A 26708-nucleotide genomic window follows, 5' to 3' on the forward strand; every position below is an offset into this window, starting at 1 on the left:
AAGAAAATATCACTAAGGCTATATACACCTTTTACTAAATCTCTATATGCTATTTTTTTAACAAATAACCTCCTTATTTTTTATTTGCCCCTCACCTTTTTTCTATATAAACCAAGGAAGTGTCTGGCCTCATATAGGGCATGCCTAAACAGCGATACGCTCAAATCATTATTTTTTTCGACTTTGCGTGGCCGATGGTTTTAGATATTACATCAATATAGCATTCTGCTCTGACGTCGAAATAATCACCGCGATTTGTGATGGATTCATTATTGTACTTGTAGGTGTAGTCCATATCTTTTGATATGTAGAAACGCCCATTTGCCAACGCCAATTCCATCGTCCATAAAATATCTTTATGACTCCGGCCATCATGAAATGACAGATTGTTATTCCTGATATAGGGGTCGTCTCAGAAAACGGAAAATAAAGCACGCTAAGCCGGTTGCAGCGGCCGTAGCGGCCTGAACTTGCCCGCGCCGATCTTGGCGCTGCTGCGCCAGAGGTAATCGCCGGTCAGGTTGATGTGCTCCCAGCCGAGCGGCGACAGGTACTGCAACAGGCCGTCATCGACGGCTTGACCGTGGCCACGCAAGGCGTTCGCGGCCCGCTCCAGATAGACCGTGTTCCATAGCACGATGGCCGCCGTCACCAGGTTGAGGCCGCTGGCCCGGTAGCGCTGCTGCTCGAAGCTGCGGTCGCGGATTTCCCCCAGGCGGTTGAAGAACACGGCGCGGGCCAGCGCGTTGCGCGCCTCGCCTTTGTTCAGCCCGGCATGCACGCGGCGGCGCAGCTCGACGCTTTGCAGCCAGTCCAGGATGAACAGTGTGCGCTCGATGCGTCCCAGCTCACGCAGGGCGACGGCCAGGCCGTTCTGGCGCGGGTAGCTGCCAAGCTTCCTGAGCATCAGCGAGGCCGTCGCCGTGCCCTGCTTGATCGAGGTGGCCATCCGCAGGATTTCATCCCAATGGGCGCGGACGTGCTTGATGTTGAGCGTGCCGCCGATCATCGGTTTCAACGCCTCGTAGGTGGCATCGCCCTTCGGGATGTAGAGCTTGGTGTCGCCCAGGTCACGAATGCGCGGGGCGAAGCGGAAGCCCAGCAGGTGCATCAACGCGAAGACGTGGTCCGTGAACCCTGCCGTGTCGGTGTAGTGCTCCTCGATCCGCAGGTCGGATTCGTGATACAGCAGGCCGTCGAGCACGTAGGTCGAGTCGCGCACGCCGACGTTCACGACCTTGGTGTGGAACGGCGCGTACTGGTCGGAGATATGGGTGTAGAACGTCCGCCCTGGGCTGCTGCCGTATTTCGGATTGATGTGGCCGGTGCTCTCGGCCTTGCTGCCGGTGCGGAAGTTCTGGCCGTCCGACGATGACGTGGTGCCGTCGCCCCAATGCCCGGCGAAGGGATGTCGGAACTGCGCGTTGACCAGCTCGGCCAGTGCCGCCCCGTAGGTTTCGTCGCGGATGTGCCAGGCTTGCAGCCAGGCCAGCTTGGCGTAGGTCGTGCCGGGGCACGATTCCGCCATCTTGGTCAGGCCCAGGTTGATCGCGTCGGCGAGGATCGTGGTCAGCAACAGGTTTTTGTCCTTGGCCAGGTCGCCTGACTTCAGGTGGGCGAAGTGCCGGGTGAAGCCCGTCCATTCGTCTACCTCCAGCAGCAATTCGGTGATCTTGACGTGCGGTAGGATCATCGCCGTCTGGTCGATCAGGGCCTGTGCGGTATCGGGCACCGCCGCATCGAGCGGCGTGATCTTCAGGCCCGACTCCGTGATGATGGCGTCCGGCAGCTCGTTGGCCAGCGCCATGCGGTTGACGGTGGCGAGCTGCGTTTCCAGCAGCGTCAGCCGGTCATGCAGGTACTGGTCGCAATCGGTGGCCACGGCCAGCGGCAATTCGCTGGCCTGCTTGAGGCTGGCGAATTTCGCGGGCGGCACCAGGTAGTCCTCGAAGTCCTTGAACTGGCGCGAGCCTTGCACCCAGATGTCGCCGGAGCGCAGCGCGTTCTTCAGCTCCGACAGCGCGCACAGTTCGTAGTAGCGCCGGTCGATGCCGGTGTCGGTCATCACCAGCTTCTGCCAGCGCGGCTTGATGAACTCGGTCGGCGCGTCGGTGGGCACCTTGCGGGCGTTGTCGCTGTTCATGCTGCGCAGCACCTCGATGGCGTCGAGTACGTCCTTGGCGGCGGGCGCGGCCCGCAACTTGAGCACGTCGAGAAATTCCGGCGCGTAGCGGCGCAGCGTGGCGTAGCTCTCGCCGATGCGGTGCAGGAAATCGAAGTCCTCGGGTTGCGCGAGCCGCTGCGCTTCGGTGACGCTCTCGGCGAAAGCATCCCAGGACATGACGGCCTCGATGGCGGCGAACGGATCGCGGCCCGCTTGCTTGGCCTCGATCAGCGCCTGGCCGATGCGCCCGAACAGCCGCACCTTGGCATTGATCGCCTTGCCGGATGCCTGGAACTGCTGCTGATGCTTGTTCTTGGCGGCATTGAACAGCTTGCCCAGGATGCGGTCATGCAGGTCGATGATTTCGTCGGTGACGGTGGCCATGCCCTCGATGGCGAGCGCCACCAGGGTCGCGTAACGCCGCTGCGGCTCGAACTTCGCCAGGTCGGCGGGCGTCATCTGGCCGCCCTCGCGGGCGATCTTGAGCAGCCGGTTCTGGTGAACCAGCCGCTCGATGCCGGAGGGCAGGTCGAGCGCCTGCCACGCCTTGAGGCGTTCGATGTGTTCCAGCATGTGCCGCGAGTTCGGTTTGACCGGGGATTGCCGCAGCCAGGCCAGCCACGTCGTCTTGCCGTTGTCGCGGCGCTTGAGCAGATCGTCGAGGCGACGGCGATGCACGTCCGTCAGCGGCTCAGCCAAGGCGTCGTAGAGACGCCGGTTGGCGCGGGTAATCGCTTCGGCGCTCGCCCGCTCGACGGCGTTGAGGGCGGGCACAATGACCGACTGCCGCCGCAGGTGCTCGATCAAGGCTCTGGCCAGCACGATGCCCTTGTCGGTTTGCATGGCCAGCTCGGTCAGCAACTGGACAGCCTGCCGGTAGTGGCCAATCGTGAACGGCTGGAAGCCGAACACCGTTTGCAGCTCGACCAGGTGCTCGCGTCGGGTCTGCTCACGCTGCCCGTACTCGTCCCAGCTTTCGATGCCGACCTTGAGCTGGTTGGCGACCAGTCTCAGCAATGGCGGGAACGGTGGCTCATCAGCGCCAAGGATGACGCCGGGAAAGCGCAGGTAGCAGAGCTGCACCGCGAAGCCCAGCCGATTGGCCGGGCCGCGCCGCTGCCGGATGATGGAGAGGTCGCTTTCGCTGAACGTGTAGTGACGGATCAACTCATCCTTGGTGTCCGGCAACGCCAGCAGGCTTTCGCGCTCGGCGGCGGAGAGGATCGAACGGCGGGGCATGCGGTTTCCTTCTTCTTGAAAACGTAGGTTTGTGACAAGCCCGCCAAGGCAACCGGCGCGGCACGGGAATCAAGGCATTGCGATTCTCGAAAATAGTTCTTGAAATTCTATTCTTGATTGCATATCATCTCAACGAGTTTCGATAAGAAAGGATGCGCATGCGACCGTCTGTTGTGCTTGACATGAAGCGAAGCGCAGTGCGTGAAGCGGTAGGCCGCTTTCGCGCCGCGAACCCGCGCGTCTTCGGCTCGGTGCTGCATGGCACCGACCGGGATGGCAGCGACCTCGACCTGTTGGTCGATGCGCTGCCCGGTGCCACGTTGTTGGACTTGGGCGATTTGGAAGAAGAACTGAAATCGCTGCTCGGCGTTGACGTCGATCTGCTGACTCCCGGCGACCTGCCGCCGAAGTTCCGGGCCAAGGTGCTCGCGGAGGCGCAACCGATATGAGCGAGAACCGCCTGCCCGATTACCTCGACCACATTCAGCAGGCCGCAACCGATGCGCGCAGCTTCGTGGAAGGGATGGCCAAGGACGACTTCTTGGCCGACAAGCGCACCCAGCAGGCCGTCATCATGAGCCTGATCGTCATCGGCGAGGCGGCCACAAAGGTGATGGATGGCTACGTCGAGTTCACCCAGGCGCATGCCGACGTGCCGTGGCGCAGCATGCGCAATATGCGTAATCGCATGGCTCACGGCTATTTCGACATCAACCTCGATGTGGTGTGGGAGACGGTACAGGAATGGCTGCCGGCGTTGCTCCAGCAATTGCCCGCCGTGCGTCAGGATGCCGACGATGAAGACCGTAACGACAACTGTGAAAGAGGGATCTCCGATGACTGTTGAATCGAGAATATTTTCTGTAGCCGAGTATGTTCAGCCGTCCGAAGGCGAGCCTATTCGTTCCGTTGTGCTTGAAACCCGAGACTCAATTATCGTGGTTTGGCATGTCCATCCCGGGCAGGAAATTGCGGCTCACATTCATCCTCACGGCCAAGACACGTGGACTGTTTTGTCGGGAATGGCTGATTACTTTCAGGGCAATGGGATTGTTCGTGCCCTCAGGGAAGGTGAGATAGCCGTGGCAAGACCGGGCCAAGTGCACGGGGCGCGAAATACAGGTACCGAGCCATTTGTGTTAGTCTCGGTTGTGGCATCAGCCAATGCCGGTTTCGTATTGGCTGAGCGATAGAGCCCAATCTCTGGAGTTGGTCCAATGAGCGGTCGGGGAGATAGGTAACAGACATGCAGCGGACACGGCTGCTAAACCAGGTCGCAAACCTCCTTGCGTCGCAGCGTGCCGCAAGCGACGCGATCAATCGAATGGGGTCGGCATGAGACTGAACACCATCCAGTTCCCGACCGCGTAGCCGCCTGTCCTGCCGATCAGGTCTTGACCATCGACGCCTGGGATCAGTCCTGAATGTTCTTGGAGACCACTACGTTATGAGCCGCAGCCGCCGCAAAACACCCATCGTCGGGCACACGACCTGCGGCAGCGAGCGCGAGGACAAGAAGCTCTGGCATCAGCGCTGGCGCACCCGTGAGCGCACGGCGCTGACCAGCGCGTCGCCCGAAGCCCTGAGCGCCCATCTGCCCCTGCTGGAAAACCAGGCCAGCAGCGTCTGGTCGATGGGCAAGGATGGCCGCTCCTACTGGCCCGTCAAGCGCCAGGCCGCCACGGCGGATCGCATCGCCAATCACAAGGGACGCAACCCGCAAGAACGCGCCTCCCTGAAAAAGCGCCTGCTGCGCAAGTGGATGAGCAAATGAAGCTCTCCTTCCATCAGCACATTGCGCTGTTCTGGATGATCGGTGCTCCGGGCGTCTTCGCGCCCGTGATCGAGAACGCCAAGCGGCCCGATGCCGGCGCCGTCATGGCGTGGGGTGTCGCGATCGTGGCGGTGATGATCCTCTTCACCCCTTTGCTGCTGCGCTGTCCACCATTCCGGCGCTGGTATGGCCGGACGGATGCGCTGTCGGAGCGGCAGCGCCAGGCGCTTGCCGAGCGCGGCCTGCGCCGCTACTACCAGACCGCTTTCGATGACGGCTACGTGCCCCGCGTGATGCCCTACGTGTGGCGCATCATCTGGACGGTCGGCGGGTTGATGGCTGTGACCGCCGTACTGCCTACCAACACCGGACGGCCAGCCTTCGATGCCTTGGTGGTCTTCTCGACCTGGTATCCGATAGGCGTGATGCTGCTGGTTTTCGCGTCGAGGCCCCTTGGCCGGTTGATTCGCCAAAGAGCACAGGAGCGGCGGAAATGAGCACGTCAACCATCGAGGCGCTGGCCAGCGCCTGGGCAAGGATTGCCGAGGAAGCGGAATTCCCCGCTGACTACGAGGGGACTGCCACACCACAAGCGCATCGGGCTAGCGAAGCTATTCAGGAGCAGATTCGGGAGCGCATCGTCGCCACCAACGACATGCGGCTGTTCAGCCTGCTGCACCTGCTGGGTCAGGCGTCGCTGCGCATGGAGCAAGCGCTGTGGCCGGAGGATTACGAGCGGATGACGCGCGAGGTTGAGGAAGCCCTGCGGCAAGCCACCGACGCCAACGCCAGATCGTACACCCACGAAGAAGTGATGCAGGCGATGCAGGAACGCATCGACCGGGCGCGAGACAAGCCATGTTGATTGGCTATGCGCGCGTCTCGACGCAGGATCAGAACCTGGAGCTGCAACGCGAAGCCTTGAGCAAGGCCGGATGTAAAAAGGTCTTCGAGGACAAGGTGAGTGGCACGCGGGCAGACCGGCCTGGCTTGGCCAAGACGCTCGAAATGCTGCGCGAAGGCGATACTTTGGTCGTCTGGAAGCTCGACCGGCTGGGCCGGTCGGTCAAGCAACTGGTCGATCTGGTCGGCGATCTGCACAAGCACGGTGTCCAGTTCAGGAGCCTCACCGACTCCATCGACACCGGCACACCATCCGGGCGGTTCTTCTTCCACGTCATGGCGAGCCTTGCCGAAATGGAGCGCGAGCTGACCGTCGAGCGCACCCGCGCCGGGCTGGAAGTCGCCAAGCAGCTCGGCCGCAAAGGCGGCCGCAAGCCGAAGATGACCGACAGCAAGATCGAGTCGGCCAAGAAGCTGCTGGCCAGCGGGGTGCCGCCCAAGGACGTGGCCAAGAACCTCGGCGTGTCCATTCCGACGCTGTACCGCTGGGTGCCAGCCTCCACGCACGCTTAGCGTGCTTTATTTTCCGTTTTCTGAGACGACCCCATATAGTCAGATCTAACTATCTGTAACCAAAAGTAATGTGGCCATTCCCTGACTTTTACTGCGTGACTTACCCACGCATTGCCGGATAAAATTTCATCATAAGGTTGGTTGGTATGTACAGGTTTTTTATTATCGCTTTCATGCCAAAGCTTCCAGGCATTGGACAAAAGCACATCGGCATTATGGCTGGAAGCCTGGATGTACCTGTTATAAATGAATCCTTCAGACACATCGTCATCGGCATCCAGAAACATGACCCACTGGCCTTTATGCTTGTCTAATCCATTATTTCTGGCCGCGTATACACCTTTATTATTTTGTTCAATAACTTGAACTCTGCCATCCTTTATGGAGTTAATTATCGTTGACGTGTTGTCTGAGGAACCATCGTTAACGATAATAACTTCAATGTTGATCCTGTCTTCTAATAAGATATCTTCGATCAAGGATTTGATGGTTTTTTCTGCGTTGTAAACGGGGATTATTACACTCACCGCAATTTCATGTTTCATGTTCACTCCAGTAAATTGAATGTATTTATTTGTCCCCGGAGTTATTTCCGGGGACAATAATCACCTCAGCATTAAGAGTGGGATTTGTGTTTTTTCCAACATGGCGGTGGTGTTGCTGCCGATAAAGAATCGCCGCAATGGCGAATGGCCATAGGCACCCATCACAATCAGGTTAATGTCGTTTTCATTAGCGTGACGGCAGAGCGCCTCAGCAACGGATGTACCTTCCAGTAGGTGGCTTTCGGTCGCGATGCCAGCTGCTTGCAGCACACTCTGTGCTTCCTGCAAGGCTCGTGTATCCCCCTTAACCATCACGAGGTGGCAAACCAGGCCATTGAGTAGCGGGCTAAGTGTCAGGCGCGTCAGGTTTTTGCGACTCTCATCGCTGCCATCATAGGCGAACATAACTTTGGATGGTGGAGAATAAGCCTCCGGCACGATAAGTACCGGTTTTTTCTGCAGGCGAATAATGCTTTCCAGGTGGCTGCCAACCGGGTTCTGCGTTCCACGGCGGCCCAGCACCATCAGGCGAACATCCCCTAAATCAGCCAGGATTTCATCCAACGCGCCATGTTTTTGCAGTAATTGAACATCAGCATGACCAGCATCATTCAGCAACTTCGCACAGCTAGCCAGTATGGCTTTGCCCTGTGCCATTAATAATCGGTTACGCTCTCCTTCAACTTTCACCAACTCTTCGGTGAGATGCGCCTGGCTATCAATGCCGATACTTCCGGTCAAATCTGACACGGCAGGATGTACGTCTTTCTCCAGTACGTGCAGCAGGGACAGCGGCGCATCCAGCAGATTGGCGGCCCAGGCCGCGTATTCGCACACAGGTCGGGTAGACGGTGAGCCGTCAACGCAGGCAATAACGGTATTGTTCATCTCTGTTCTCCTGACTGTTAATGGCCGCCCATTAATTTTTCCACTTCTTCAGGTTTGTCATGCACCCCGAAGCGGTCAACAATTGTGCGGGTAGCCTGATTCATTCCACGGATTTCCACGTTCGTGCCTTCACGGCGGAACTTAATAACCACCCTGTCGAGTGCGCTGACCGACGTAATATCCCAGAAATGGGCATGTGAGACGTCAATGACTACGTGCTCCACCGCTTCGCGAAAATCGAAGTGGCTCATGAACCGATCGGCAGAAGCAAAGAACACCTGACCGGCTACGGTGTAGATCCGCGTTGACGCTTTAAGTTCGGACGACACCGCCATAAAACGGGCCACTTTGGTGGCAAAGTTCAATGAGGCAATCAGAACGCCGGTTAAGACGCCATACGCCAGATTATGCGTGGCGACCACTACCACCACGGTGGCCAGCATGACGACACTGGTTGACAGTGGATGGCTGCGTAAGTTAGCGATCGACCCCCAGGAGAAGGTACCGATAGAGACCATGATCATGACCGCGACCAGGGCCGCCATTGGGATTTGTGAGACCCAGTCACGCAGGAAAACCACCATACAAAGCAGGACAACGCCCGCAGTGAGTGCGGAGAGGCGGCCACGCCCCCCAGATTTCACGTTGATCACCGACTGACCGATCATCGCGCACCCAGCCATACCGCCAATAAATGCGGCGCCAATGTTGGCGATACCCTGTGCTTTGCATTCCCGGTTCTTGTCGCTCGGTGTATCGGTCATGTCATCCACAATAGTCGCGGTCATCATTGACTCAAGCAGCCCCACCACGGCAAGGCCGGCGGAATAAGGCAGAATGATTAATAGGGTATCGAGATTGAGAGGTACATCGGGTAACAGAAATACTGGCAGGCTGTCCGGCAACTTACCCATGTCGCCGACAGTGCGTACGTCCAGATGCAGCCACATGGAGATCCCGGTCAGCACGACGATGCAGACCAGCGGCGAGGGGATGGTTTTATTGAGGTACGGGAACAGATAAATAATGCCTAGACCGGCCGCCGTCAGGGCGTAAACGTGCCAGGTGACGTTGGTCAACTCCGGCAACTGCGCCATGAAAATGAGGATCGCCAGCGCATTAACAAAACCGGTAACTACCGAGCGGGAAACATAGCGCATCAGGCTTCCAAGCTTCAGATAGCCCGCAATAAGCTGAATCACACCTGTAAGAACGGTGGCTGCCAGTAAATACTGCAAGCCGTGGTCCTTCACTAGGGTGACCATCAGCAATGCCATAGCACCGGTTGACGAAGATATCATCCCTGGACGACCACCACAGATGGCGATTATCAGCGGGATACAAAACGCAGAGTAGAGCCCAACTTGCGGGTCAACACCAGCGATGATGGAAAAGGCGATCGCTTCAGGGATAAGCGCGAGCGCGACAACAATACCGGCGAGGACGTCTCCACGGACGTTACCCAGCCAGTCCTTACGCGTCGAGGACAGCAACATAGTCGTTTCTCAGTTTTTGAATACAGTCAGCCCGTAAAGGGCAAAAAATTTAGATACGGTAAAGCACATCCGCAGACGGGATGTTAAAGAGTGCGCGCTGAGGGTTACTCAGAACGACAGAGAAGGGGAAAACTCAGGGTGGCGTCATATGCATGGTAGTTTTTATTACTCCTTGATGGTCGGTGTGTACACCTTCAGGGATCAGATAAACCAGATGAAGATATTCAAGGCTGGCCGCGGAGTCTGCCAAGGCAAACAGCGTCTTACTATAAACGAAACTGAAACAGGGTCAATCATGGATTAAATGTGCCATTAATGTATACCCCAGTGTCATAGCCTAAAGTGTCGCCATTTTCCCCTTGGATCATCACCTATCTGTCACGTACATTATGATCATCACTTAAACGTCATAAATGGGTGAAAAATGTACATTCATGGTTACCTCCGCGCATCAACAAAAGAACAGGATGCTCTCCGAGCAAAAAATCGGATGAAAGCCTTTGTTGAAGAAAAAGGATTTCGGCTGGCCAGTTGGTACACCGAAAATGTATCCGGGGCATCACTTCAACGGCCAGAACTTTTACGGTTACTTGATGATGCTGCACCTGGTGACATTATTCTCATCGAGCAGGTTGATCGCCTTTCGCGCCTGGATGAAGAGGGCTGGCAAAAACTAAAGCATCTTATCCAGGAAAAACACCTTGTGGTTGTCAGTCTTGACCTCCCAACGAGCCATATGGCTCTTGCAACACATGCTGGCGATGACTTTACCCTTGCAATACTTAAGGCTATTAACGGAATGATGCTTGATATGCTGGCCGCCATAGCTCGCAAAGACTATCAGGATCGTCGCCGGCGCCAAGAGGAAGGGATAGCGAAAGCCAAGGTGGCCGGTAAATTTCGGGGACGTCAGGCAGATCATCAATTGCATGAAAAAATCATAGAGCTTCGGGTTAAAAACAGGCAGAGCATCCGTGATACCGCAAGGTTGTGTGGCGTTTCAGAACGAACGGTTATACGCATTGTTAAACTCAAAGCATGTTCTTGATGCGTATATTTTGAACGTCCAAGCGGACAGCGTCCGTATGCAGGGAGAGCATTTATGCCACGGCGACAGATACTGAGCAGTGATGAAAAAGAACGCTTACTGATTGTGCCGGATGATGACATTCTGCTAACCAGGATGTGCTTTTTAAGTGAGCAGGATCTGGTCCTCATCAACAAACACCGGAGACCCGCTAACCGCCTGGGCTTTGCCGTTTTACTCTGTTATCTGCGAGGGCCGGGTTTTACTCCAGACAAAAACAGTCTCCCTCACGATGGCGTTATGTCCAGAGTGGCAGAGAGATTGAAACTTCAACCTGATTTATGGCGAGAGTACGCAACGAGGGAGGAAACCCGTTGGGAGCATCTTGCCGAACTCTATCGCTACTTGGGATTAGTGCCTTTCAACAGGTCATTGCAAAAAACATGCATCCGCCATTTATATCCGCACGCCATGCGGACCGACAAAGGCCTGATTCTTGCTGAAGAGATGCTCGCTTGGTTGCACAACAACAACGTTATTTTCCCTTCCGTTGATGTGATGGAGCGAACCCTTGCTGAAGCCGCAACACTTGCAGACAGAGCCGTATTTTCTACACTGACGACGCAACTGGAACAACGACATAAAACAGCACTGGATAATCTGCTTGCATCAGGTGATGAGCAACTTTCCCGTCTTGCCTGGCTGCTTCAGCCCCCGGGTAAGATTAACGGTAAAAACGTGCTGCAACATATTGATCGGTTGAATGCCATTGAGGGGTTGGCACTGCCGGAAGGTATTACGCTTTCCGTTCACCAGAACCGACTGCTGAAACTGGCTCGCGAAGGCCGGAAAATGAGTAGCAGGGACCTGGCAAAATTCTCCGGCACACGTCGTTATGCCGTGCTGGTTTGTATTATCTCAGAAGCAAGGGCAACGCTTACCGATGAAATCATCGAACTACACGAACGTATCCTGGGTAGCTTGTTCAGCAGGGCAAAGCGCACACAAGCCGAACGGCTTCAGAAAACAGGAAAACTCATCCAGAGCAAGTTAAGGCAATATCTTACTGTTGGGCAGGCGCTGCTAAACGCACGGGAGTCAGGAGAAGATCCCTGGGCGGCGATAGAAGACGTACTTCCCTGGCCGGAATTTATCACCAGTCTGGAGGAAACACAGTTTCTGGCCCGAAAGGATAATTTTGATCCGCTTCATCTGATCACCGAAAAATACAGCACGCTGCGTAAATATGCGCCCCGTATGTTGTCTGCATTGCAGTTCAGTGCAGCCCCTTCAGCACTGCCACTCGGTGATGCGCTGGATACCGTCAGAGAAATGTACCGCAAACAACTCCGCAAGGTTCCGTCAACAGCGCCAGTAAAGTTTATCCCTGAGAGCTGGAAAAAGTTGGTAATAACGCCATCGGGTATCGATCGCCGGTATTATGAATTCTGTGTACTGAATGAGCTGAAAGGCGCATTGCGATCTGGTGATATCTGGGTTAGAGGATCACGACGCTACAGGAATTTTGACGATTACCTCATTCCTCCTGCTGATTTTGAAAAATCACTCAAAGAGAAACAGTTACAGCTTGCCATTCCGACAGACTGCCAGGAATACCTTCACTCCCGTATGACACTGCTGGCGTCGCGACTGGAAGAGGTCAATGCGATGGCGATTGCCGGTGATTTGCCTGATGTTGATATATCGGACAAAGGTGTGAAGGTCACGCCTCTTGATAACAGCGTTCCTTCGATTGTATCACCGTTTGCCGACCTGGTTTACGGCATGCTGCCGCACCCAAAAATTACCGAGATATTAGATGAAGTGGACAGTTGGACGGGATTTACCCGCCACTTTACTCACCTCAAAAATAATCACGTCAGACCAAAAGACAAAAAGCTGTTGCTGACCACCATCCTGGCAGATGGTATCAACCTGGGGCTGACTAAAATGGCAGAATCCTGCCCGGGAACCACAAAAGCGTCGCTGGAAAGCATTCAGGCATGGTACATCAGGGATGAAACGTATGCAGCCGCGCTTGCCGAACTAGTGAATGCACAAAAAAAGTGCCCACTGGCAGCATCATGGGGGGACGGTACAACGTCATCCTCCGACGGCCAGAATTTTCGAGTCGGAAGTCATGGCCGCTATGCCGGACAGGTGAATTTAAAGTACGGTCAGGAACCCGGCGTGCAGGTTTATACACATATATCAGACCAATACAGCCCATTTTATACCAAAGTGATCAGCCGGGTCAGGGACTCTACCCATGTGCTGGATGGGTTGCTCTATCACGAAAGCGACCTGGAAATTACGGAGCATTACACCGATACAGCGGGTTTCACTGAACATGTTTTTGCGCTAATGCATCTACTTGGGTTTGCATTTGCACCAAGGATCCGGGATCTCCATGACAAACGGCTATTCATTCATGGAAAGGCGGAAAAATATTCTGGGCTTCAGTCAATCATATCCACGACCAGTCTGAATCTCAAAGAAATTGAGACACACTGGAATGAGGTACTGCGCCTGGCGACCTCGATCAAGCAGGGCACGGTAACCGCCTCGCTGATGTTAAAAAAGTTGGCCAGCTACCCCAAACAAAACGGCCTGGCAAAAGCGTTACGGGAAATTGGCCGTATCGAGCGAACGTTGTTTATGCTGGACTGGTTTCGCGATCCGGCCCTGCGTCGTCGTGTGCAAGCCGGTTTAAATAAGGGTGAAGCCCGCAATGCGCTTGCGCGGGCCGTTTTTATGCACCGGTTGGGCGAAATAAGAGACAGGGGGCTGGAAAATCAAAGCTATCGCGCCAGCGGGCTGACGCTGTTGACTGCGGCGATCACGTTGTGGAACACGGTGTATATAGAAAGGGCCATCGAATCACTAAAACGAAAGGGGCTCCAGATTAATGAGCCGTTGGTTTCTCACCTGTCCCCTCTGGGCTGGGAGCATATCAACCTGAGCGGAGATTACATCTGGCGTAATAATCTTAAGCTGGGATCCGGTAAATATCGACCGTTACGCACAGTTGATGTCAGTCTGTACAAAAAAGAGGCTTAGCGTAGGATATTTAATGAGATGGTCACTCCCTCCTTCCCGGTACTATGCTGAGGATAGGCTTTCATTCGGAGAACTATCATGGAAAACATTGCGCTCATTGGTATCGATCTGGGTAAAAACTCTTTCCATATTCATTGCCAGGATCGTCGCGGCAAGGCTGTTTACCGTAAAAAATTTACACGGCCAAAGTTAATCGAATTTTTGGCGACATGCCCCGCTACAACCATCGCAATGGAAGCCTGTGGTGGCTCTCACTTTATGGCACGCAAGTTGGAAGAGTTGGGGCATTTTCCTAAGCTGATATCACCACAATTTGTCCGTCCATTCGTTAAAAGTAACAAAAACGACTTTGTCGACGCCGAAGCTATTTGTGAAGCTGCATCGCGTCCGTCTATGCGTTTTGTACAGCCCAGAACTGAATCTCAGCAGGCAATGCGTGCGCTGCATCGTGTCCGTGAATCCCTGGTTCAGGATAAGGTAAAAACAACCAATCAGATGCATGCTTTTCTGCTGGAATTTGGCATCAGCGTTCCACGAGGAGCTGCCGTTATTAGCCGACTGAGTACCCTTCTTGAGGACAATAGTTTGCCTCTATACCTCAGCCAGTTATTGCTGAAATTACAACAGCATTATCACTATCTTGTTGAGCAGATTAAAGATTTGGAATCCCAGTTGAAACGAAAGTTGGACGAAGATGAGATTGGACAGCGCTTGCTGAGCATTCCCTGCGTCGGAACACTGACAGCGAGTACTATTTCAACTGAGATTGGCGACGGGAAGCAGTACGCCAGCAGTCGTGACTTTGCGGCGGCAACAGGGCTAGTGCCTCGACAGTACAGCACGGGAGGTCGGACGACATTGCTGGGAATTAGTAAGCGAGGTAACAAAAAGATCCGAACTTTGTTGGTTCAATGTGCCAGGGTATTCATACAAAAACTGGAACACCAGTCTGGCAAATTGGCCGATTGGGTCAGGGATCTACTGTGTAGGAAAAGCAACTTTGTCGTCACTTGTGCTCTGGCAAACAAGCTGGCCAGAATAGCCTGGGCCCTAACGGCACGACAGCAAACTTATGTAGCATAACGGCAGAAATACACCGGTTTAAAGAATCACTGATCTGGTTTTGCGAATACTGATATTGATGATACTAACGGCCCACCGGCCTGTTGAGGAACCTGTAAAACGGAAAGGCTCATTGAAGCCGTATATTTTCTGGAGGTTCATCAGGCGCGGAACTCATCGAGGCGCGGGAATAAAATCCCATTCAGACGCCGGATAGATTCAAGCAAGCCAATTTATCGTCAAAATCGGTGTTGCAAAAACGGGAGTGACCATAGATTCCGTTTTCCAAGCGGACCCCATGTACGGGTAACTCGCAGTTCCCCACCCATGATAGTTTATAAAGTTATTAATGAATCAAAAATAAAAACCTTCAGCATGTAATATTGATATTAATATCTTTGACCGCGTCAATATCCATACCTGTAAAATCAGGGGGCAGTATTACCCCGAACTATTTATTTCGGCAGGATTTCTGCTGTGATATGTACTTTATTTCCCATGCGGGCTTCGGTAATATTATAATACCTGTCACCCTGCTTGTCAGCCTGCTGGCGAATTTTTTCTTCCGTCTGCTCCAGTGTATCGCCTGTTGCCGTCACGGTTTGAGCACAGACTGAAAAAGGCAGGATTATAGAGAGGAATAACGTCATGATATTTTTCATTGATAATCCCTTGATTAATAATTAAATGGATGACTTAAGCCAGGCTGCGATATTCTGGGTAATGCTGTCAACCTGTTGATGACTATTTTAATCTGTAGTCATTCAATCCTTGTAACATCAGGATGATCCTGGTGTCAGTGAAAATACGAAATCAACACGTTGGTATCATTACCCACCTGTGAACTGACGTCGGCATTTTGAATCTCACTTCGGCGTGCCCCCTCCGAATGGCGCAAAACATTTCGTGGTATGGCATGATAGCACCCGAAGAGAGTCAATTCAGGGTGGTAAATGTGAAACCAGTAACGCTATACGATGTCGCAGAGTATGCCGGTGTCTCTTATCAGACCGTTTCCCGCGTGATGAACCAGGCCAGCCACGTCTCTGCGAAAACGCGGGAAAAGGTGGAAGCGGCGATGGCGCAGCTGAACTACATTCCCAACCGCGTGGCACAACAACTGGCGGGCAAACAGTCGTTGCTGATTGGCGTTGCTACCTCCAGTCTGGCCCTGCACGCGCCGTCGCAAATTGTCGCGGCGATTAAATCTCGCGCCGATCAACTGGGTGCCAGCGTGGTGGTGTCGATGGTAGAACGAAGCAGCGTCGAAGCCTGTAAAGCGGCGGTACATAACCTTCTCGCGCAACGCGTCAGTGGTCTGATCATTAACTATCCGCTGGATGACGAGGATGCCATTGCTGTGGAAGCTGCCTGCGCTAATGTTCCGGCCCTATTTCTTGATGTCTCTGACCAGACTCCCATCAACAGTATTATTTTTTCCCATGAAGACGGTACGCGACTGGGCGTGGAGCATCTGATCGCATTGGGTCACCAGCAAATCGCGTTGTTAGCCGGTCCATTAAGTTCTGTCTCGGCGCGTCTGCGTCTGGCGGACTGGCATAAATATCTCACACGCAATCAAATTCATCCGATAGCGGAACGGGAAGGCGACTGGAGTGCCATGTCCGGTTTTCAACAAACTATGCAAATGCTGAATGAGGGCATCGTTCCCACTGCGATGCTGGTTGCCAACGATCAGATGGCGCTGGGCGCAATGCGCGCTATTACCGAGTCCGGGCTGCGCGTTGGTGCGGATATCTCGGTAGTGGGATACGACGATACCGAAGACAGCTCGTGTTATATCCCGCCGTTAACCACCATCAAACAGGATTTTCGCCTGCTGGGGAAAACTAGCGTGGACCGCTTGCTGAAACTCTCTCAGGGCCAGGCGGTGAAGAGCAATCAGCTGTTGCCCGTCTCACTGGTGAAAAGAAAAACCACCCTACCGCCCAATACGCAAACCACCTCTCCCCGCACGTTGGCAGATTCCTTAATGCAGCTGGCACGACAAGTTTCCCGACTTGAAAGCGGGCAGTGAGCGCAACGCAATTAATGTGAGTCAGCTCACTCATTAGGCACCCCAGGCTTTACACTCTATGTGTCCGGCTCGTATGTTATGCGAAAATGTGAGCGGATAGCAATTCACACAGGATACAACTATGACAATGATTACGGATTCACTGGCCGTCGTATTACAACGTCGTGACTGGGAAAACCCTGGCGTTACCCAACTTAATCGCCTTGCGGCACATCCCCCTTTCGCCAGCTGGCGTAATAGCGAAGAGGCTCGCACCGATCGCCCTTCCCAAGAGTCGCGCAGCCTGAATGGTGAGTGGCAATTTGTCTGGTTTCCGGCACCAGAAGCGGTTCCGGAAAGCTGGCTGGAGTGCGATCTTCCTGTCGCCGATACTGTCGTCGTCCCCTCAAACTGGCAGATGCACGGTTACGACGCGCCCATCTACACCAACGTGACCTATCCCATTACGGTCAATCCGCCATTTGTTCCCACGGAGAATCCGACGGGTTGTTACTCGCTCACATTTAATGTTGATGAAAGCTGGCTACAGGAAGGCCAGACGCGAATTATTTTTGATGGCGTTAACTCGGCGTTTCATCTGTGGTGCAACGGGCGCTGGGTCGGTTACGGCCAGGACAGCCGTTTGCCGTCTGAATTTGACCTGAGCACATTTTTACGCGCCGGAGAAAACCGCCTCGCGGTGATGGTGCTGCGCTGGAGTGACGGCAGTTATCTGGAAGATCAGGATATGTGGCGGATGAGCGGCATTTTCCGTGACGTCTCGTTGCTGCATAAACCGAGCACGCAAATCAGCGATTTCCATGTAGCCACTCACTTTAATGATGATTTCAGCCGCGCTGTACTGGAGGCAGACGTTCAGATGTACGGCGAGCTGCGCGATGAGCTGCGGGTGACGGTTTCTTTGTGGCAGGGTGAAACGCAGGTCGCCAGCGGCACCGCGCCTTTCGGCGGTGAAATTATCGATGAGCGTGGTGGTTATGCCGATCACGTCACCCTACGTCTGAACGTCGAAAACCCGAAACTGTGGAGCGCCGAAATCCCGAATCTCTATCGTGCGGTGGTTGAACTGCACACCGCCGACGGCACGCTGATTGAAGCAGAAGCCTGCGATGTCGGTTTCCGCGAGGTGCGGATTGAAAATGGTCTGCTGCTGCTGAACGGCAAGCCGTTGCTGATTCGCGGCGTTAACCGTCACGAGCATCATCCTCTGCATGGTCAGGTCATGGATGAGCAGACGATGGTGCAGGATATCCTGCTGATGAAGCAGAACAACTTTAACGCCGTGCGCTGTTCGCATTATCCGAACCATCCGCTGTGGTACACGCTGTGCGACCACTACGGCCTGTATGTGGTGGATGAAGCCAACATTGAAACCCACGGCATGGTGCCAATGAATCGTCTGACCGATGATCCGCGCTGGCTACCCGCGATGAGCGAACGCGTAACGCGAATGGTGCAGCGCGATCGTAATCACCCGAGTGTGATCATCTGGTCGCTGGGGAATGAATCAGGCCACGGCGCTAATCACGACGCACTCTATCGCTGGATCAAATCTGTCGATCCTTCCCGCCCGGTACAGTATGAAGGCGGCGGAGCCGACACCTTCGCAACCGATATTATTTGCCCGATGTACGCGCGCGTGGATGAAGACCAGCCCTTCCCGGCTGTGCCGAAATGGTCCATCAAAAAATGGCTTTCGTTGCCTGGAGAGACGCGCCCGCTGATCCTTTGCGAATACGCCCACGCGATGGGTAACAGTCTTGGCGGCTTCGCTAAATACTGGCAGGCGTTTCGTCAGTACCCCCGTTTACAGGGCGGCTTCGTCTGGGACTGGGTGGATCAGTCGCTGATTAAATATGATGAAAATGGCAATCCGTGGTCGGCTTACGGCGGTGATTTTGGCGATACGCCGAATGATCGCCAGTTCTGCATGAACGGTCTGGTCTTTGCCGACCGCACGCCGCATCCGGCGCTGACGGAAGCAAAACACCAGCAGCAGTTTTTCCAGTTCAGTTTATCCGGGCGAACCATCGAAGTGACCAGCGAATACCTGTTCCGTCATAGCGATAACGAGCTCCTGCACTGGATGGTGGCGCTGGATGGCAAGCCGCTGGCAAGCGGTGAAGTGCCTCTGGATGTCGCTCCACAAGGTAAACAGTTGATTGAACTGCCTGGACTACCGCAGCCGAAGAGCGCCGGACAACTCTGGCTAACGGTTCACGTAGTGCAACCGAACGCGACCACATGGTCAGCAGCCGGACACATCAGCGCCTGGCAGCAGTGGCGTCTGGCGGAAAACCTCAGCGTGACACTCCCCTCCGCGCCCCACGCCATCCCGCAACTGACCACCAGCGAAACGGATTTTTGCATCGAGCTGGATAATAAGCGTTGGCAATTTAACCGCCAGTCAGGCTTTCTTTCACAGATGTGGATTGGCGATAAAAAACAACTGCTGACGCCGCTGCGCGATCAGTTCACCCGCGCACCGCTGGATAACGACGGCGTAAGTGAAGCGACCCGCATTGACCCTAACGCCTGGGTCGAACGCTGGAAGGCGGCGGGCCATTACCAGGCCGAAGCAGCGTTGTTGCAGTGCACGGCAGATACGCTTGCCGACGCGGTGCTGATTACCACGGTCCACGCGTGGCAGCATCAGGGGAAAACCTTATTTATCAGCCGGAAAACCTACCGGATTGATGGAAGTGGTCAAATGGCGATTACCGTTGATGTTGAAGTGGCGAGCAATACGCCACATCCGGCGCGGATTGGCCTGACCTGCCAGCTGGCGCAGGTAGCAGAGCGGGTAAACTGGCTCGGATTAGGGCCGCAAGAAAACTATCCCGACCGCCTTACTGCGGCCTGTTTTGACCGCTGGGATCTGCCATTGTCAGACATGTATACCCCGTACGTCTTCCCGAGCGAAAACGGTCTGCGCTGCGGGACGCGCGAATTGAATTATGGCCCACACCAGTGGCGCGGCGACTTCCAGTTCAACATCAGCCGCTACAGTCAACAGCAACTGATGGAAACCAGCCATCGCCATCTGCTGCACGCGGAAGAAGGCACATGGCTGAATATCGACGGTTTCCATATGGGGATTGGTGGCGACGACTCCTGGAGCCCGTCAGTGTCGGCGGAATTCCAGCTTAGCGCCGGTAGCTACCATTACCAGTTGCTCTGGTGTCAAAAATAATAATAACCGGGCAGGCCATGTCTGCCCGTATTTCGCGTAAGGAAATCCATTATGTACTATTTAAAAAACACAAACTTTTGGATGTTCGGTTTATTCTTTTTCTTTTACTTTTTTATCATGGGAGCCTACTTCCCGTTTTTCCCGATTTGGCTACATGACATCAACCATATCAGCAAAAGTGATACGGGTATTATTTTTGCCGCTATTTCTCTGTTCTCGCTATTATTCCAACCGCTGTTTGGTCTGCTTTCTGACAAACTCGGGCTGCGCAAATACCTGCTGTGGATTATTACCGGCATGTTAGTGATGTTTGCGCCGTTCTTTATTTTTATCTTCGGGCCACTGTTACAATACAACATTTTAGTAGGATCGATTGTTGGTGGTATTTATCTAGGCTTTTGTTTTAACGCCGGTGCGCCAGCAGTAGAGGCATTTATCGAGAAAGTCAGCCGTCGCAGTAATTTCGAATTTGGTCGCGCGCGGATGTTTGGCTGTGTTGGCTGGGCGCTGTGTGCCTCGATTGTCGGCATCATGTTCACCATCAATAATCAGTTTGTTTTCTGGCTGGGTTCTGGCTGTGCACTCCTCCTCGCCGTTTTACTCTTTTTCGCCAAAACGGATGCGCCCTCTTCTGCCACGGTTGCCAATGCGGTAGGTGCCAACCATTCGGCATTTAGCCTTAAGCTGGCGCTGGAACTGTTCAGACAGCCAAAACTGTGGTTTTTGTCACTGTATGTTATTGGCGTTTCCTGCACCTACGATGTTTTTGACCAACAGTTTGCTAATTTCTTTACTTCGTTCTTTGCTACCGGTGAACAGGGTACGCGGGTATTTGGCTACGTAACGACAATGGGCGAATTACTTAACGCCTCGATTATGTTTTTTGCGCCACTGATCATTAATCGCATCGGTGGGAAAAACGCCCTGCTGCTGGCTGGCACTATTATGTCAGTACGTATTATTGGCTCATCGTTCGCTACCTCAGCACTGGAAGTGGTTATTCTGAAAACGCTGCATATGTTTGAAGTACCGTTCCTGCTGGTGGGCAGCTTTAAATATATTACCAGCCAGTTTGAAGTGCGTTTTTCAGCGACGATTTATCTGGTCTGTTTCTGCTTCTTTAAGCAACTGGCGATGATTTTTATGTCTATTCTGGCGGGCAATATGTATGAAAGCATCGGTTTCCAGGGCGCTTACCTGGTGCTGGGTCTGGTGGCGCTGGGCTTCACCTTAATTTCCGTGTTCACGCTTAGCGGCCCCGGCCCACTTTCCCTGCTGCGTCGCCAGGTGAATGAAGACGCTTAAGAAATTAATGTCGGATACGGCGCGAGCGCCTTATCCGACCAACTTATCAGGACGGAATGTTAAAAATGAACATGTCGATGACAGAAAAAATAAAAGCAGGCAAGCTATTTACCGATATGTGCGAAGGCTTACCTGAAAAAAGACTTCGTGGGAAAACATTAATGTATGAGTTCAATCACTCGCATCCATCAGAAGTTGAAAAAAGGGTAATGACTCCAACTTATTGATAGTGTTTTATGTTCAGATAATGCCCGATGACTTTGTCATGCAGCTCCACCGATTTTGAGAGCGACAGCGACTTCCGTCCCAGCCGTGCCAGGTGCTGCCTCAGATTCAGGTTATGACGCTCAATTCGCTGCGTATATCGCTTGCTGATTACGTGCAGCTTTCCCTTCAGGCGGGATTCATACAGCGGCCAGCCATCCGTCATCCATATCACCACGTCAAAGGGTGACAGCAGGCTCATAAGACGCCCCAGCGTCGCCATAGTGCGTTCACCGAATACGTGCGCAACAACCGTCTTCCGGAGCCTGTCATACGCGTAAAACAGCCAGCGCTGGCGCGATTTAGCCCCGACATAGCCCCACTGTTCGTCCATTTCCGCGCAGACGATGACGTCACTGCCCGGCTGTATGCGCGAGGTTACCGACTGCGGCCGGAGTTTTTTAAGTGACGTAAAATCGTGTTGAGGCCAACGCCCATAATGCGGGCAGTTGCCCGGCATCCAACGCCATTCATGGCCATATCAATGATTTTCTGGTGCGTACCGGGTTGAGAAGCGGTGTAAGTGAACTGCAGTTGCCATGTTTTACGGCAGTGAGAGCAGAGATAGCGCTGATGTCCGGCGGTGCTTTTGCCGTTACGCACCACCCCGTCAGTAGCTGAACAGGAGGGACAGCTGATAGAAACAGAAGCCACTGGAGCACCTCAAAAACACCATCATACACTAAATCAGTAAGTTGGCAGCATCACCGTGCATCGGGTAATGACTCCAACTTACTGATAGTGTTTTATGTTCAGATAATGCCCGATGACCTTGCCATGCAGCTCCACCGATTTTGAGAACGACAGTGACTTCCGTCCCAGCCTTGCCAGATGTTGTCTCAGATTCAGGTTATGTCGCTCAATGCGCTGAGTGTAACGCTTGCTGATAACGTGCAGCTTTCCCTTCAGGCGGGATTCATACAGCGGCCAGCCATCCGTCAGCCATCCGTCATCCATACCACGACCTCAAAGGCCGACAGCAGGCTCAGAAGACGCTCCAGTGTGGCCAGAGTGCGTTCACCGAAGACGTGCGCCACAACCGTCCTCCGTATCCTGTCATACGCGTAAAACAGCCAGCGCTGACGTGATTTAGCACCGACGTAGCCCCACTGTTCGTCCATTTCAGCGCAGACAATCACATCACTGCCCGGTTGTATGCGCGAGGTTACCGACTGCGGCCTGAGTTTTTTAAGTGACGTAAAACCGTGTTGAGGCCAACGCCCATAATGCGTGCACTGGCGCGACATCCGACGCCATTCATGGCCATATCAATGATTTTCTGGTGCGTACCGGGCTGAGAGGCGGTGTAAGTGAACTGTAGTTGCCATGTTTTACGGCAATGAGAGCAGAGATAGCGCTGATGTCCGGCAGTGCTTTTGCCGTTACGCACCACGCCTTCAGTAACGGAGCAGGAAGGACATCTGATGGAAATGGAAGCCACGCAAGCACCTTAAAATCACCATCATACACTAAATCAGTAAGTTGGCAGCATTACCTGGTTTTACGAATATCTCTGTTGGTACATGCGCCGGAGTAGTTCTCAGTATCGGGGCATACGTTTTCTGAAATTTATTAAGTTCTTTTAAGGCTTCCTCAGCGTTTTTACGAATATGTAATTCAATTTCTCTGCGTGTGATGTCAGTAACAAGGATACGCACTTTATCATGTGATGCAAAATTCTCCAGTTTTTCAAGAATGTATAAGCCAAACTGAAAATGCTTTCGTTCATAGGCAGATGTATCGATATAAACAAGGCGGGTAATGAGTTCCATGATCATCTTCCTGAGATGGTTGGGGGGATGGTTCAGTATAAGTCTCATCCAATACTTGTTGTATGATTCAGTACACAAGGTTATCTGCGGCTTGACAGATCTGCGTTTTGTTTTGAAAATGAACAGGCTTATACGTTGCTTTTGCAACCACCAATGATTCAGTAGCCTGTGAGAATCGCCTTCGGGTGGCTACAACAAAAGCTCCTGTAACCTGAAAAGGGGCAAAAAATTGGTAAATCTGCACACCTTTGAGAGCAGATATCGTCAATTTAAGCGCACTATGACGCGACGATAAAGGTTCCTTCTGTACTAACCAGACAGTCAGAATGTTGTTTTTTCTGACTCCCCGACGGGAAACACTTCCCGCTCGGGCAGGTGTTTCCTTTTTTTATGGAGAAACACAATGTCTGTCATCTCTTCTGCGATTTTCCCTGAACATATCCTTACTCAGCTTCAGCAGTCTGCTGACGCAGCTGTCCGGAAATTGAAATCTTTCATTTATCTGCATCGCAACAGCAACTGGTATGTCAACGGCTCGGGCAATTATGCCGTCCGTGCTCATATCTCTTCTGTCAAAGACCAGGGCGTTAACGTCTTTCTTACCGTTCGTACAGGCTGCCACCGCGCCGAGTATGTTTTTCACCGCCTGCCGGTTTCCTTTCCTGAGGGAATAACAGGTCGTCGAAACGCATACCGCCATGCCTGCCGTCAGGCACAGCATCTGGCACACCTGCGCTACCGTTTTCTTTCCGGAGGGCATTCTCATGACTGAAGCACTGCACGACGTCACTTTTCGTATTCTGTCGATGTCTGAGACGCGACGGGATGTATGTCCCGCTCAGTATGGCCCCGTAAGTGGCGTTTTCATCAGGGGCGAAATCCTCAGAGATAACGTCTCCTGTGGCGAACAGGTTTTTGTCGCACCGCTCGGTGATTGTGATCCGGCTGACCCCGAACTTTGCGTCTGGTGTCAGTATTACGGATATTCTTCCCGGGTTAAGGCCGGCGACATACTGGATGGTGTGGCCGTTTCTGGCATAAATTTCGCTGATCCACTGTCGTTAGCTGTGCTGCAACGCCTCCGCTTTAATCCTGAATATGTGTATCAGGAGCAATCTGATTCATATGCACTGCACTGATCGGCTGATGAAGGCCGTGACCGTGAAATGTTGTGGACCCTGACGGGGATATCCCGTTATTTACCTGAGGATATACCCATGCACACAGACGTTTATACGCTTAAAACTCCACTGGACACGCTCAGCTGGCTTTGCCTGCTTGAGAGTGAACTCCTGAGCATCAGGGCATTTCAGCGTCTCGATCTTCATACGGACCGGGATGAAACGAATGAACTGACGTTTCTGGAAGATTCCATCATTGGGACCGGCACAGCTTATGGCTGGTTTGTCTTTTTACTCGGGGAAGGCGATATTCCGCCTTTGCCTGATACGTCTAAAAATCTGCTCTTCACGCTGGACGAGCTGGGAAAAGAAATTAACCGGCCCTTCTGGGAGAAGGCCGTGGATGAAGGTATCCAGGATGCCCGGTGTGATCGGGCTATAGCGGCTCTCGAACGGATGTAATCAGCAGACAGAACACACCCTGACGGGGATTTACTCCCGTCCGGGGGATAAATCCCCCCTTTTTTATTCGCGGAGGATTTATCGATGAAAAACCAGTTTTCTTCGCCGGCTTCCATGTCGGTTGTCTACACCATCGAGCATGTCAGCACGGTTCCGTTGCGACACTGGCATGCTTTCGTTCTGGCCGTCACAGAAACTTTCTGGCAACTGCCGGTGCGTCTGCGTCCGGGGAATACGTATCTGCCGTCGCTTAATCGCGCGGCTGACCTGTTTCCGGTTGCTGATGTCATGGCGTTTCGTGGCGACACAGGCGGCAGTGTCTGGCCGGTCAACATGACTATAGAGCGGGAGCGCAACCGCAATACGCTGAGTATCCAGGAGCTGGATTTTCAGCATCAGCCCTGCGATTTCTTTGCACGTATTGTGATGGTCCTGCTGCATAACCTGTGTCCGGACAGCTTCCGGATACATTCTTCAGACGAGGGTCGCAGCTGGGCGTTACCGTTACGCTGGATTGAACAACATCTCGGTCTGCCTGAGCAGCCGACGCTGACCGCGCCTCAGTCGGTACTGAAAACACCGGTAGGCGAGGGCGCGTTTGATTCCCTGCTGCTGCAGCTGCTCTCCGGTGGTGAGCGGGTGCTGAGCAATGAGGACTGGAATGCCTTCGTGCTGGCGGAATTCCATCTGTACGAACTGAAGCGGGTCGCGGAAAAATCTGACTCGTTTTAAACAGTACTGACTTTAACCCCGTCGGGAGAGATGACTCCGGACGGAGCGGCTCTCCCGTTTTTACAGGAGAGCCCCATGCTTTTTTTCGACAATAAAGACCTGACTAACGTCCTGCTAACCGCCCGTATGCAGGGAGGCCAGCTTCACCTGGCAAAGGATGAGGGTGTTTATCTTATGCCGGCCACCGGTGCCTGGCAGGGCAACGATCCGGTGCCGCGTATTGCGTATGCCGCAGGGTGTCACCCTCAGAAAAATGAGGACTGGTACGACACGGCACGCCTGCTTGCCGGCGGCGATGATTTCATTGAATCACTGTCGATAAGCGACGCGGTAGCCACCTCTGTACTGTCCGGCAGGACGGACCTGAGGCTCCTGATTACCGACACACAGATACAGGTGCTCACCGCTGCGACTGACCGGGTGAAAGTGGCGCAGTATCGCCAGAAGGCCGATCAGCTTTTGGCGAGTGCAGTCTGTCACTTCAGTGCCTGTGTCGGGCCTGATGAACTCTGCCGCTGGCGTGAAAACGCCGTGCGTCTGCTGACGCAGGCGGCCTTCATCAGCTGTAAGCGGGCGAAGCCTGAAGATCATCAAACTTTTCTGAACGCCTGTGGCAGGCTGCAGGCCAGGTTATCGCAGGTGACCCCGCAGGGGGCGCTGCGAATAACCGGACGTTAATTCACCCCGGCAGGGACTTTTCCTGCCGGAAAGATTCCTGCCTCTTTCTGAACCGAAGGAGGCCCGTATGGGACTGGATATTTTTCTCTACAGCCAGCACCGGCAGATCGTCGCAGTACCGGCACCGTATCATCCGGTGTGTGAACTGAGCCGCGATTTTTCACTGATTACCTGGCTGGATAAGCACGTCGGTGAGGTGGAAAACGCGACCTGTCTGGAACTGTCACGCGAGCATATTCAGCAACTGAAAGAGAGGCTGGACTGTGCGATTGCGACATTTACAGAGGGGAATGAGGATAATCCGCTTCTTCAGCGCCGGCTGCAGTACGTTTTCACCCTGCGTGACAGGCTGGAAAGCCTGCTCAGTGATTTTGACTTTGAACATGAATACCTGTGGTTTTATGCCGCATGGTAACTGACCTCTGAATTTCCCGTCGACGGGCGTATCTCTGCGCTCGCCGGCGCAGGGGTA

Annotated in this window: 26 protein-coding genes and 2 pseudogenes; 20 read left to right on the top strand and 8 right to left on the bottom strand. The window is 53.6% G+C overall.

Features of this window, described 5'->3' with window-relative positions:
• Positions 1-436 precede the first annotated feature (436 nt).
• Entirely contained in the window at positions 437-3403 is a 2967-nt protein-coding gene (locus HV041_RS00335) for a Tn3-like element ISPa38 family transposase (protein ID WP_015065644.1), read from the bottom strand.
• A gap of 158 nt (positions 3404-3561) precedes the next feature.
• On the opposite strand from HV041_RS00335, the gene HV041_RS00340 reads away from it, so the two are divergent.
• From HV041_RS00340 to HV041_RS00370, 7 genes are all read left to right on the top strand, one after another.
• Positions 3562-3852 carry a nucleotidyltransferase gene (locus HV041_RS00340; protein ID WP_001247892.1) on the top strand — a complete coding sequence of 97 codons (291 nt, stop codon included), beginning with the start codon at positions 3562-3564 and terminating at the stop codon, positions 3850-3852.
• Positions 3849-4250, top strand: a complete 402-nt coding sequence (locus tag HV041_RS00345; protein WP_001293886.1) for a DUF86 domain-containing protein — start codon at positions 3849-3851, stop codon at positions 4248-4250. The genes HV041_RS00340 and HV041_RS00345 overlap by 4 nt, the downstream gene beginning before the upstream one ends.
• Positions 4240-4596 carry a cupin domain-containing protein gene (locus HV041_RS00350; RefSeq protein WP_000215515.1) on the top strand — a complete coding sequence of 119 codons (357 nt, stop codon included), beginning with the start codon at positions 4240-4242 and terminating at the stop codon, positions 4594-4596. The genes HV041_RS00345 and HV041_RS00350 overlap by 11 nt, the downstream gene beginning before the upstream one ends.
• 254 nt (positions 4597-4850) lie before the next feature.
• Positions 4851-5177 (top strand): hypothetical protein, encoded by a 327-nt coding sequence (locus HV041_RS00355; RefSeq protein WP_003100858.1) that lies wholly within the window; start codon positions 4851-4853, stop codon positions 5175-5177.
• Positions 5174-5674, top strand: a complete 501-nt coding sequence (locus HV041_RS00360; RefSeq protein ID WP_003100856.1) for a hypothetical protein — start codon at positions 5174-5176, stop codon at positions 5672-5674. Before HV041_RS00355 ends, HV041_RS00360 begins: the two co-directional genes overlap by 4 nt.
• Positions 5671-6042 (top strand): hypothetical protein, encoded by a 372-nt coding sequence (locus tag HV041_RS00365; RefSeq protein ID WP_003100853.1) that lies wholly within the window; start codon positions 5671-5673, stop codon positions 6040-6042. Before HV041_RS00360 ends, HV041_RS00365 begins: the two co-directional genes overlap by 4 nt.
• Entirely contained in the window at positions 6036-6593 is a 558-nt protein-coding gene (locus HV041_RS00370; RefSeq protein ID WP_003100847.1) for a recombinase family protein, read from the top strand. Before HV041_RS00365 ends, HV041_RS00370 begins: the two co-directional genes overlap by 7 nt.
• Here the strand turns inward: HV041_RS00370 and HV041_RS00375 are convergent.
• Genes HV041_RS00375 through HV041_RS00385 form a run of 3 tightly spaced genes read right to left on the bottom strand, consistent with a single transcriptional unit; the run spans position 6590 to position 9522 of the window.
• Complete coding sequence (locus HV041_RS00375) at positions 6590-7138, bottom strand: glycosyltransferase (RefSeq protein WP_016809500.1); 549 nt, start codon at positions 7136-7138, stop codon at positions 6590-6592. The genes HV041_RS00370 and HV041_RS00375 overlap by 4 nt on opposite strands.
• 60 nt (positions 7139-7198) lie before the next feature.
• On the bottom strand, positions 7199-8026 hold the full coding sequence (locus tag HV041_RS00380) for a universal stress protein (protein ID WP_016809499.1): 828 nt from the start codon (positions 8024-8026) through the stop codon (positions 7199-7201).
• 17 nt (positions 8027-8043) lie between these two features.
• Complete coding sequence (locus HV041_RS00385) at positions 8044-9522, bottom strand: SulP family inorganic anion transporter (RefSeq protein ID WP_016809498.1); 1479 nt, start codon at positions 9520-9522, stop codon at positions 8044-8046.
• A gap of 424 nt (positions 9523-9946) precedes the next feature.
• Between HV041_RS00385 and HV041_RS00390 the strand changes: the two genes are divergently transcribed.
• The 3 genes from HV041_RS00390 (at position 9947) to HV041_RS00400 (ending at position 14692) form a co-directional block, all read left to right on the top strand.
• Complete coding sequence (locus tag HV041_RS00390) at positions 9947-10570, top strand: recombinase family protein (RefSeq protein ID WP_016809496.1); 624 nt, start codon at positions 9947-9949, stop codon at positions 10568-10570.
• A gap of 54 nt (positions 10571-10624) precedes the next feature.
• Complete coding sequence (locus HV041_RS00395) at positions 10625-13609, top strand: Tn3 family transposase (protein WP_016809495.1); 2985 nt, start codon at positions 10625-10627, stop codon at positions 13607-13609.
• A 78-nt stretch (positions 13610-13687) separates the two neighbouring features.
• Positions 13688-14692, top strand: a complete 1005-nt coding sequence (locus tag HV041_RS00400) for an IS110-like element IS4321 family transposase (protein WP_000427620.1) — start codon at positions 13688-13690, stop codon at positions 14690-14692.
• Between the two features lie 434 nt (positions 14693-15126).
• Here HV041_RS00400 and HV041_RS00405 read toward each other — a convergent pair whose 3' ends face one another.
• Positions 15127-15333 (bottom strand): DUF1471 domain-containing protein, encoded by a 207-nt coding sequence (locus HV041_RS00405; RefSeq protein ID WP_016809494.1) that lies wholly within the window; start codon positions 15331-15333, stop codon positions 15127-15129.
• Between the two features lie 293 nt (positions 15334-15626).
• Here HV041_RS00405 and lacI point away from each other — a divergent pair, with 293 nt between their 5' ends.
• The 4 genes and pseudogenes from lacI to HV041_RS00425 all read left to right on the top strand — a co-directional run.
• Positions 15627-16709, top strand: a complete 1083-nt coding sequence (gene lacI / locus HV041_RS00410; RefSeq protein WP_016809493.1) for a DNA-binding transcriptional repressor LacI — start codon at positions 15627-15629, stop codon at positions 16707-16709.
• 121 nt (positions 16710-16830) lie between these two features.
• Positions 16831-19902, top strand: coding sequence for a beta-galactosidase (gene lacZ, locus HV041_RS00415; RefSeq protein WP_017145107.1), 3072 nt, complete (start codon positions 16831-16833; stop codon positions 19900-19902).
• 51 nt (positions 19903-19953) lie between these two features.
• A complete protein-coding gene (gene lacY, locus HV041_RS00420) occupies positions 19954-21207 on the top strand; it encodes a lactose permease (protein WP_035891885.1) in 1254 nt (417 codons plus the stop codon).
• Between the two features lie 65 nt (positions 21208-21272).
• Positions 21273-21413: pseudogene (locus HV041_RS00425) on the top strand (maltose acetyltransferase domain-containing protein); the annotation flags it as partial.
• A 14-nt stretch (positions 21414-21427) separates the two neighbouring features.
• Here the strand turns inward: HV041_RS00425 and HV041_RS00430 are convergent.
• From HV041_RS00430 to HV041_RS00440, 3 genes and pseudogenes are all read right to left on the bottom strand, one after another.
• Positions 21428-22125 (bottom strand): IS1-like element IS1A family transposase gene (locus tag HV041_RS00430; RefSeq protein WP_100214959.1). Its coding sequence is split into 2 segments (ribosomal slippage): positions 21428-21876 and positions 21876-22125, totalling 699 coding nucleotides; the frame shifts between segments, so codons are not numbered across the junction.
• 78 nt (positions 22126-22203) lie between these two features.
• Positions 22204-22912: pseudogene (locus tag HV041_RS00435) on the bottom strand (IS1 family transposase).
• 28 nt (positions 22913-22940) lie between these two features.
• Entirely contained in the window at positions 22941-23243 is a 303-nt protein-coding gene (locus HV041_RS00440; protein ID WP_016807936.1) for a PIN domain-containing protein, read from the bottom strand.
• Positions 23244-23646: 403 nt separating this feature from the next.
• Between HV041_RS00440 and HV041_RS00445 the strand changes: the two genes are divergently transcribed.
• The 6 genes from HV041_RS00445 to HV041_RS00470 all read left to right on the top strand — a co-directional run bounded on the left by HV041_RS00445 (position 23647) and on the right by HV041_RS00470 (position 26651).
• Positions 23647-24015 (top strand): hypothetical protein, encoded by a 369-nt coding sequence (locus tag HV041_RS00445; RefSeq protein WP_045282254.1) that lies wholly within the window; start codon positions 23647-23649, stop codon positions 24013-24015.
• The gene (locus HV041_RS00450) at positions 24008-24382 is read left to right on the top strand and encodes a hypothetical protein (protein WP_016807934.1); all 375 of its coding nucleotides are present in this window, start codon (positions 24008-24010) and stop codon (positions 24380-24382) included. The genes HV041_RS00445 and HV041_RS00450 overlap by 8 nt, the downstream gene beginning before the upstream one ends.
• A gap of 78 nt (positions 24383-24460) precedes the next feature.
• A complete protein-coding gene (locus HV041_RS00455; RefSeq protein WP_016807933.1) occupies positions 24461-24826 on the top strand; it encodes a hypothetical protein in 366 nt (121 codons plus the stop codon).
• An 84-nt stretch (positions 24827-24910) separates the two neighbouring features.
• Positions 24911-25558 (top strand): hypothetical protein, encoded by a 648-nt coding sequence (locus tag HV041_RS00460; RefSeq protein ID WP_016807932.1) that lies wholly within the window; start codon positions 24911-24913, stop codon positions 25556-25558.
• Positions 25559-25633: 75 nt separating this feature from the next.
• Entirely contained in the window at positions 25634-26236 is a 603-nt protein-coding gene (locus HV041_RS00465; RefSeq protein ID WP_016807931.1) for a DUF3085 domain-containing protein, read from the top strand.
• A gap of 67 nt (positions 26237-26303) precedes the next feature.
• Positions 26304-26651, top strand: a complete 348-nt coding sequence (locus HV041_RS00470) for a hypothetical protein (RefSeq protein ID WP_016807930.1) — start codon at positions 26304-26306, stop codon at positions 26649-26651.
• The last annotated feature ends 57 nt before the right edge of the window (positions 26652-26708 follow it).

Source organism: Citrobacter sp. RHBSTW-00029, assembly GCF_014104295.1.
GTDB lineage: Bacteria > Pseudomonadota > Gammaproteobacteria > Enterobacterales > Enterobacteriaceae > Citrobacter > Citrobacter youngae.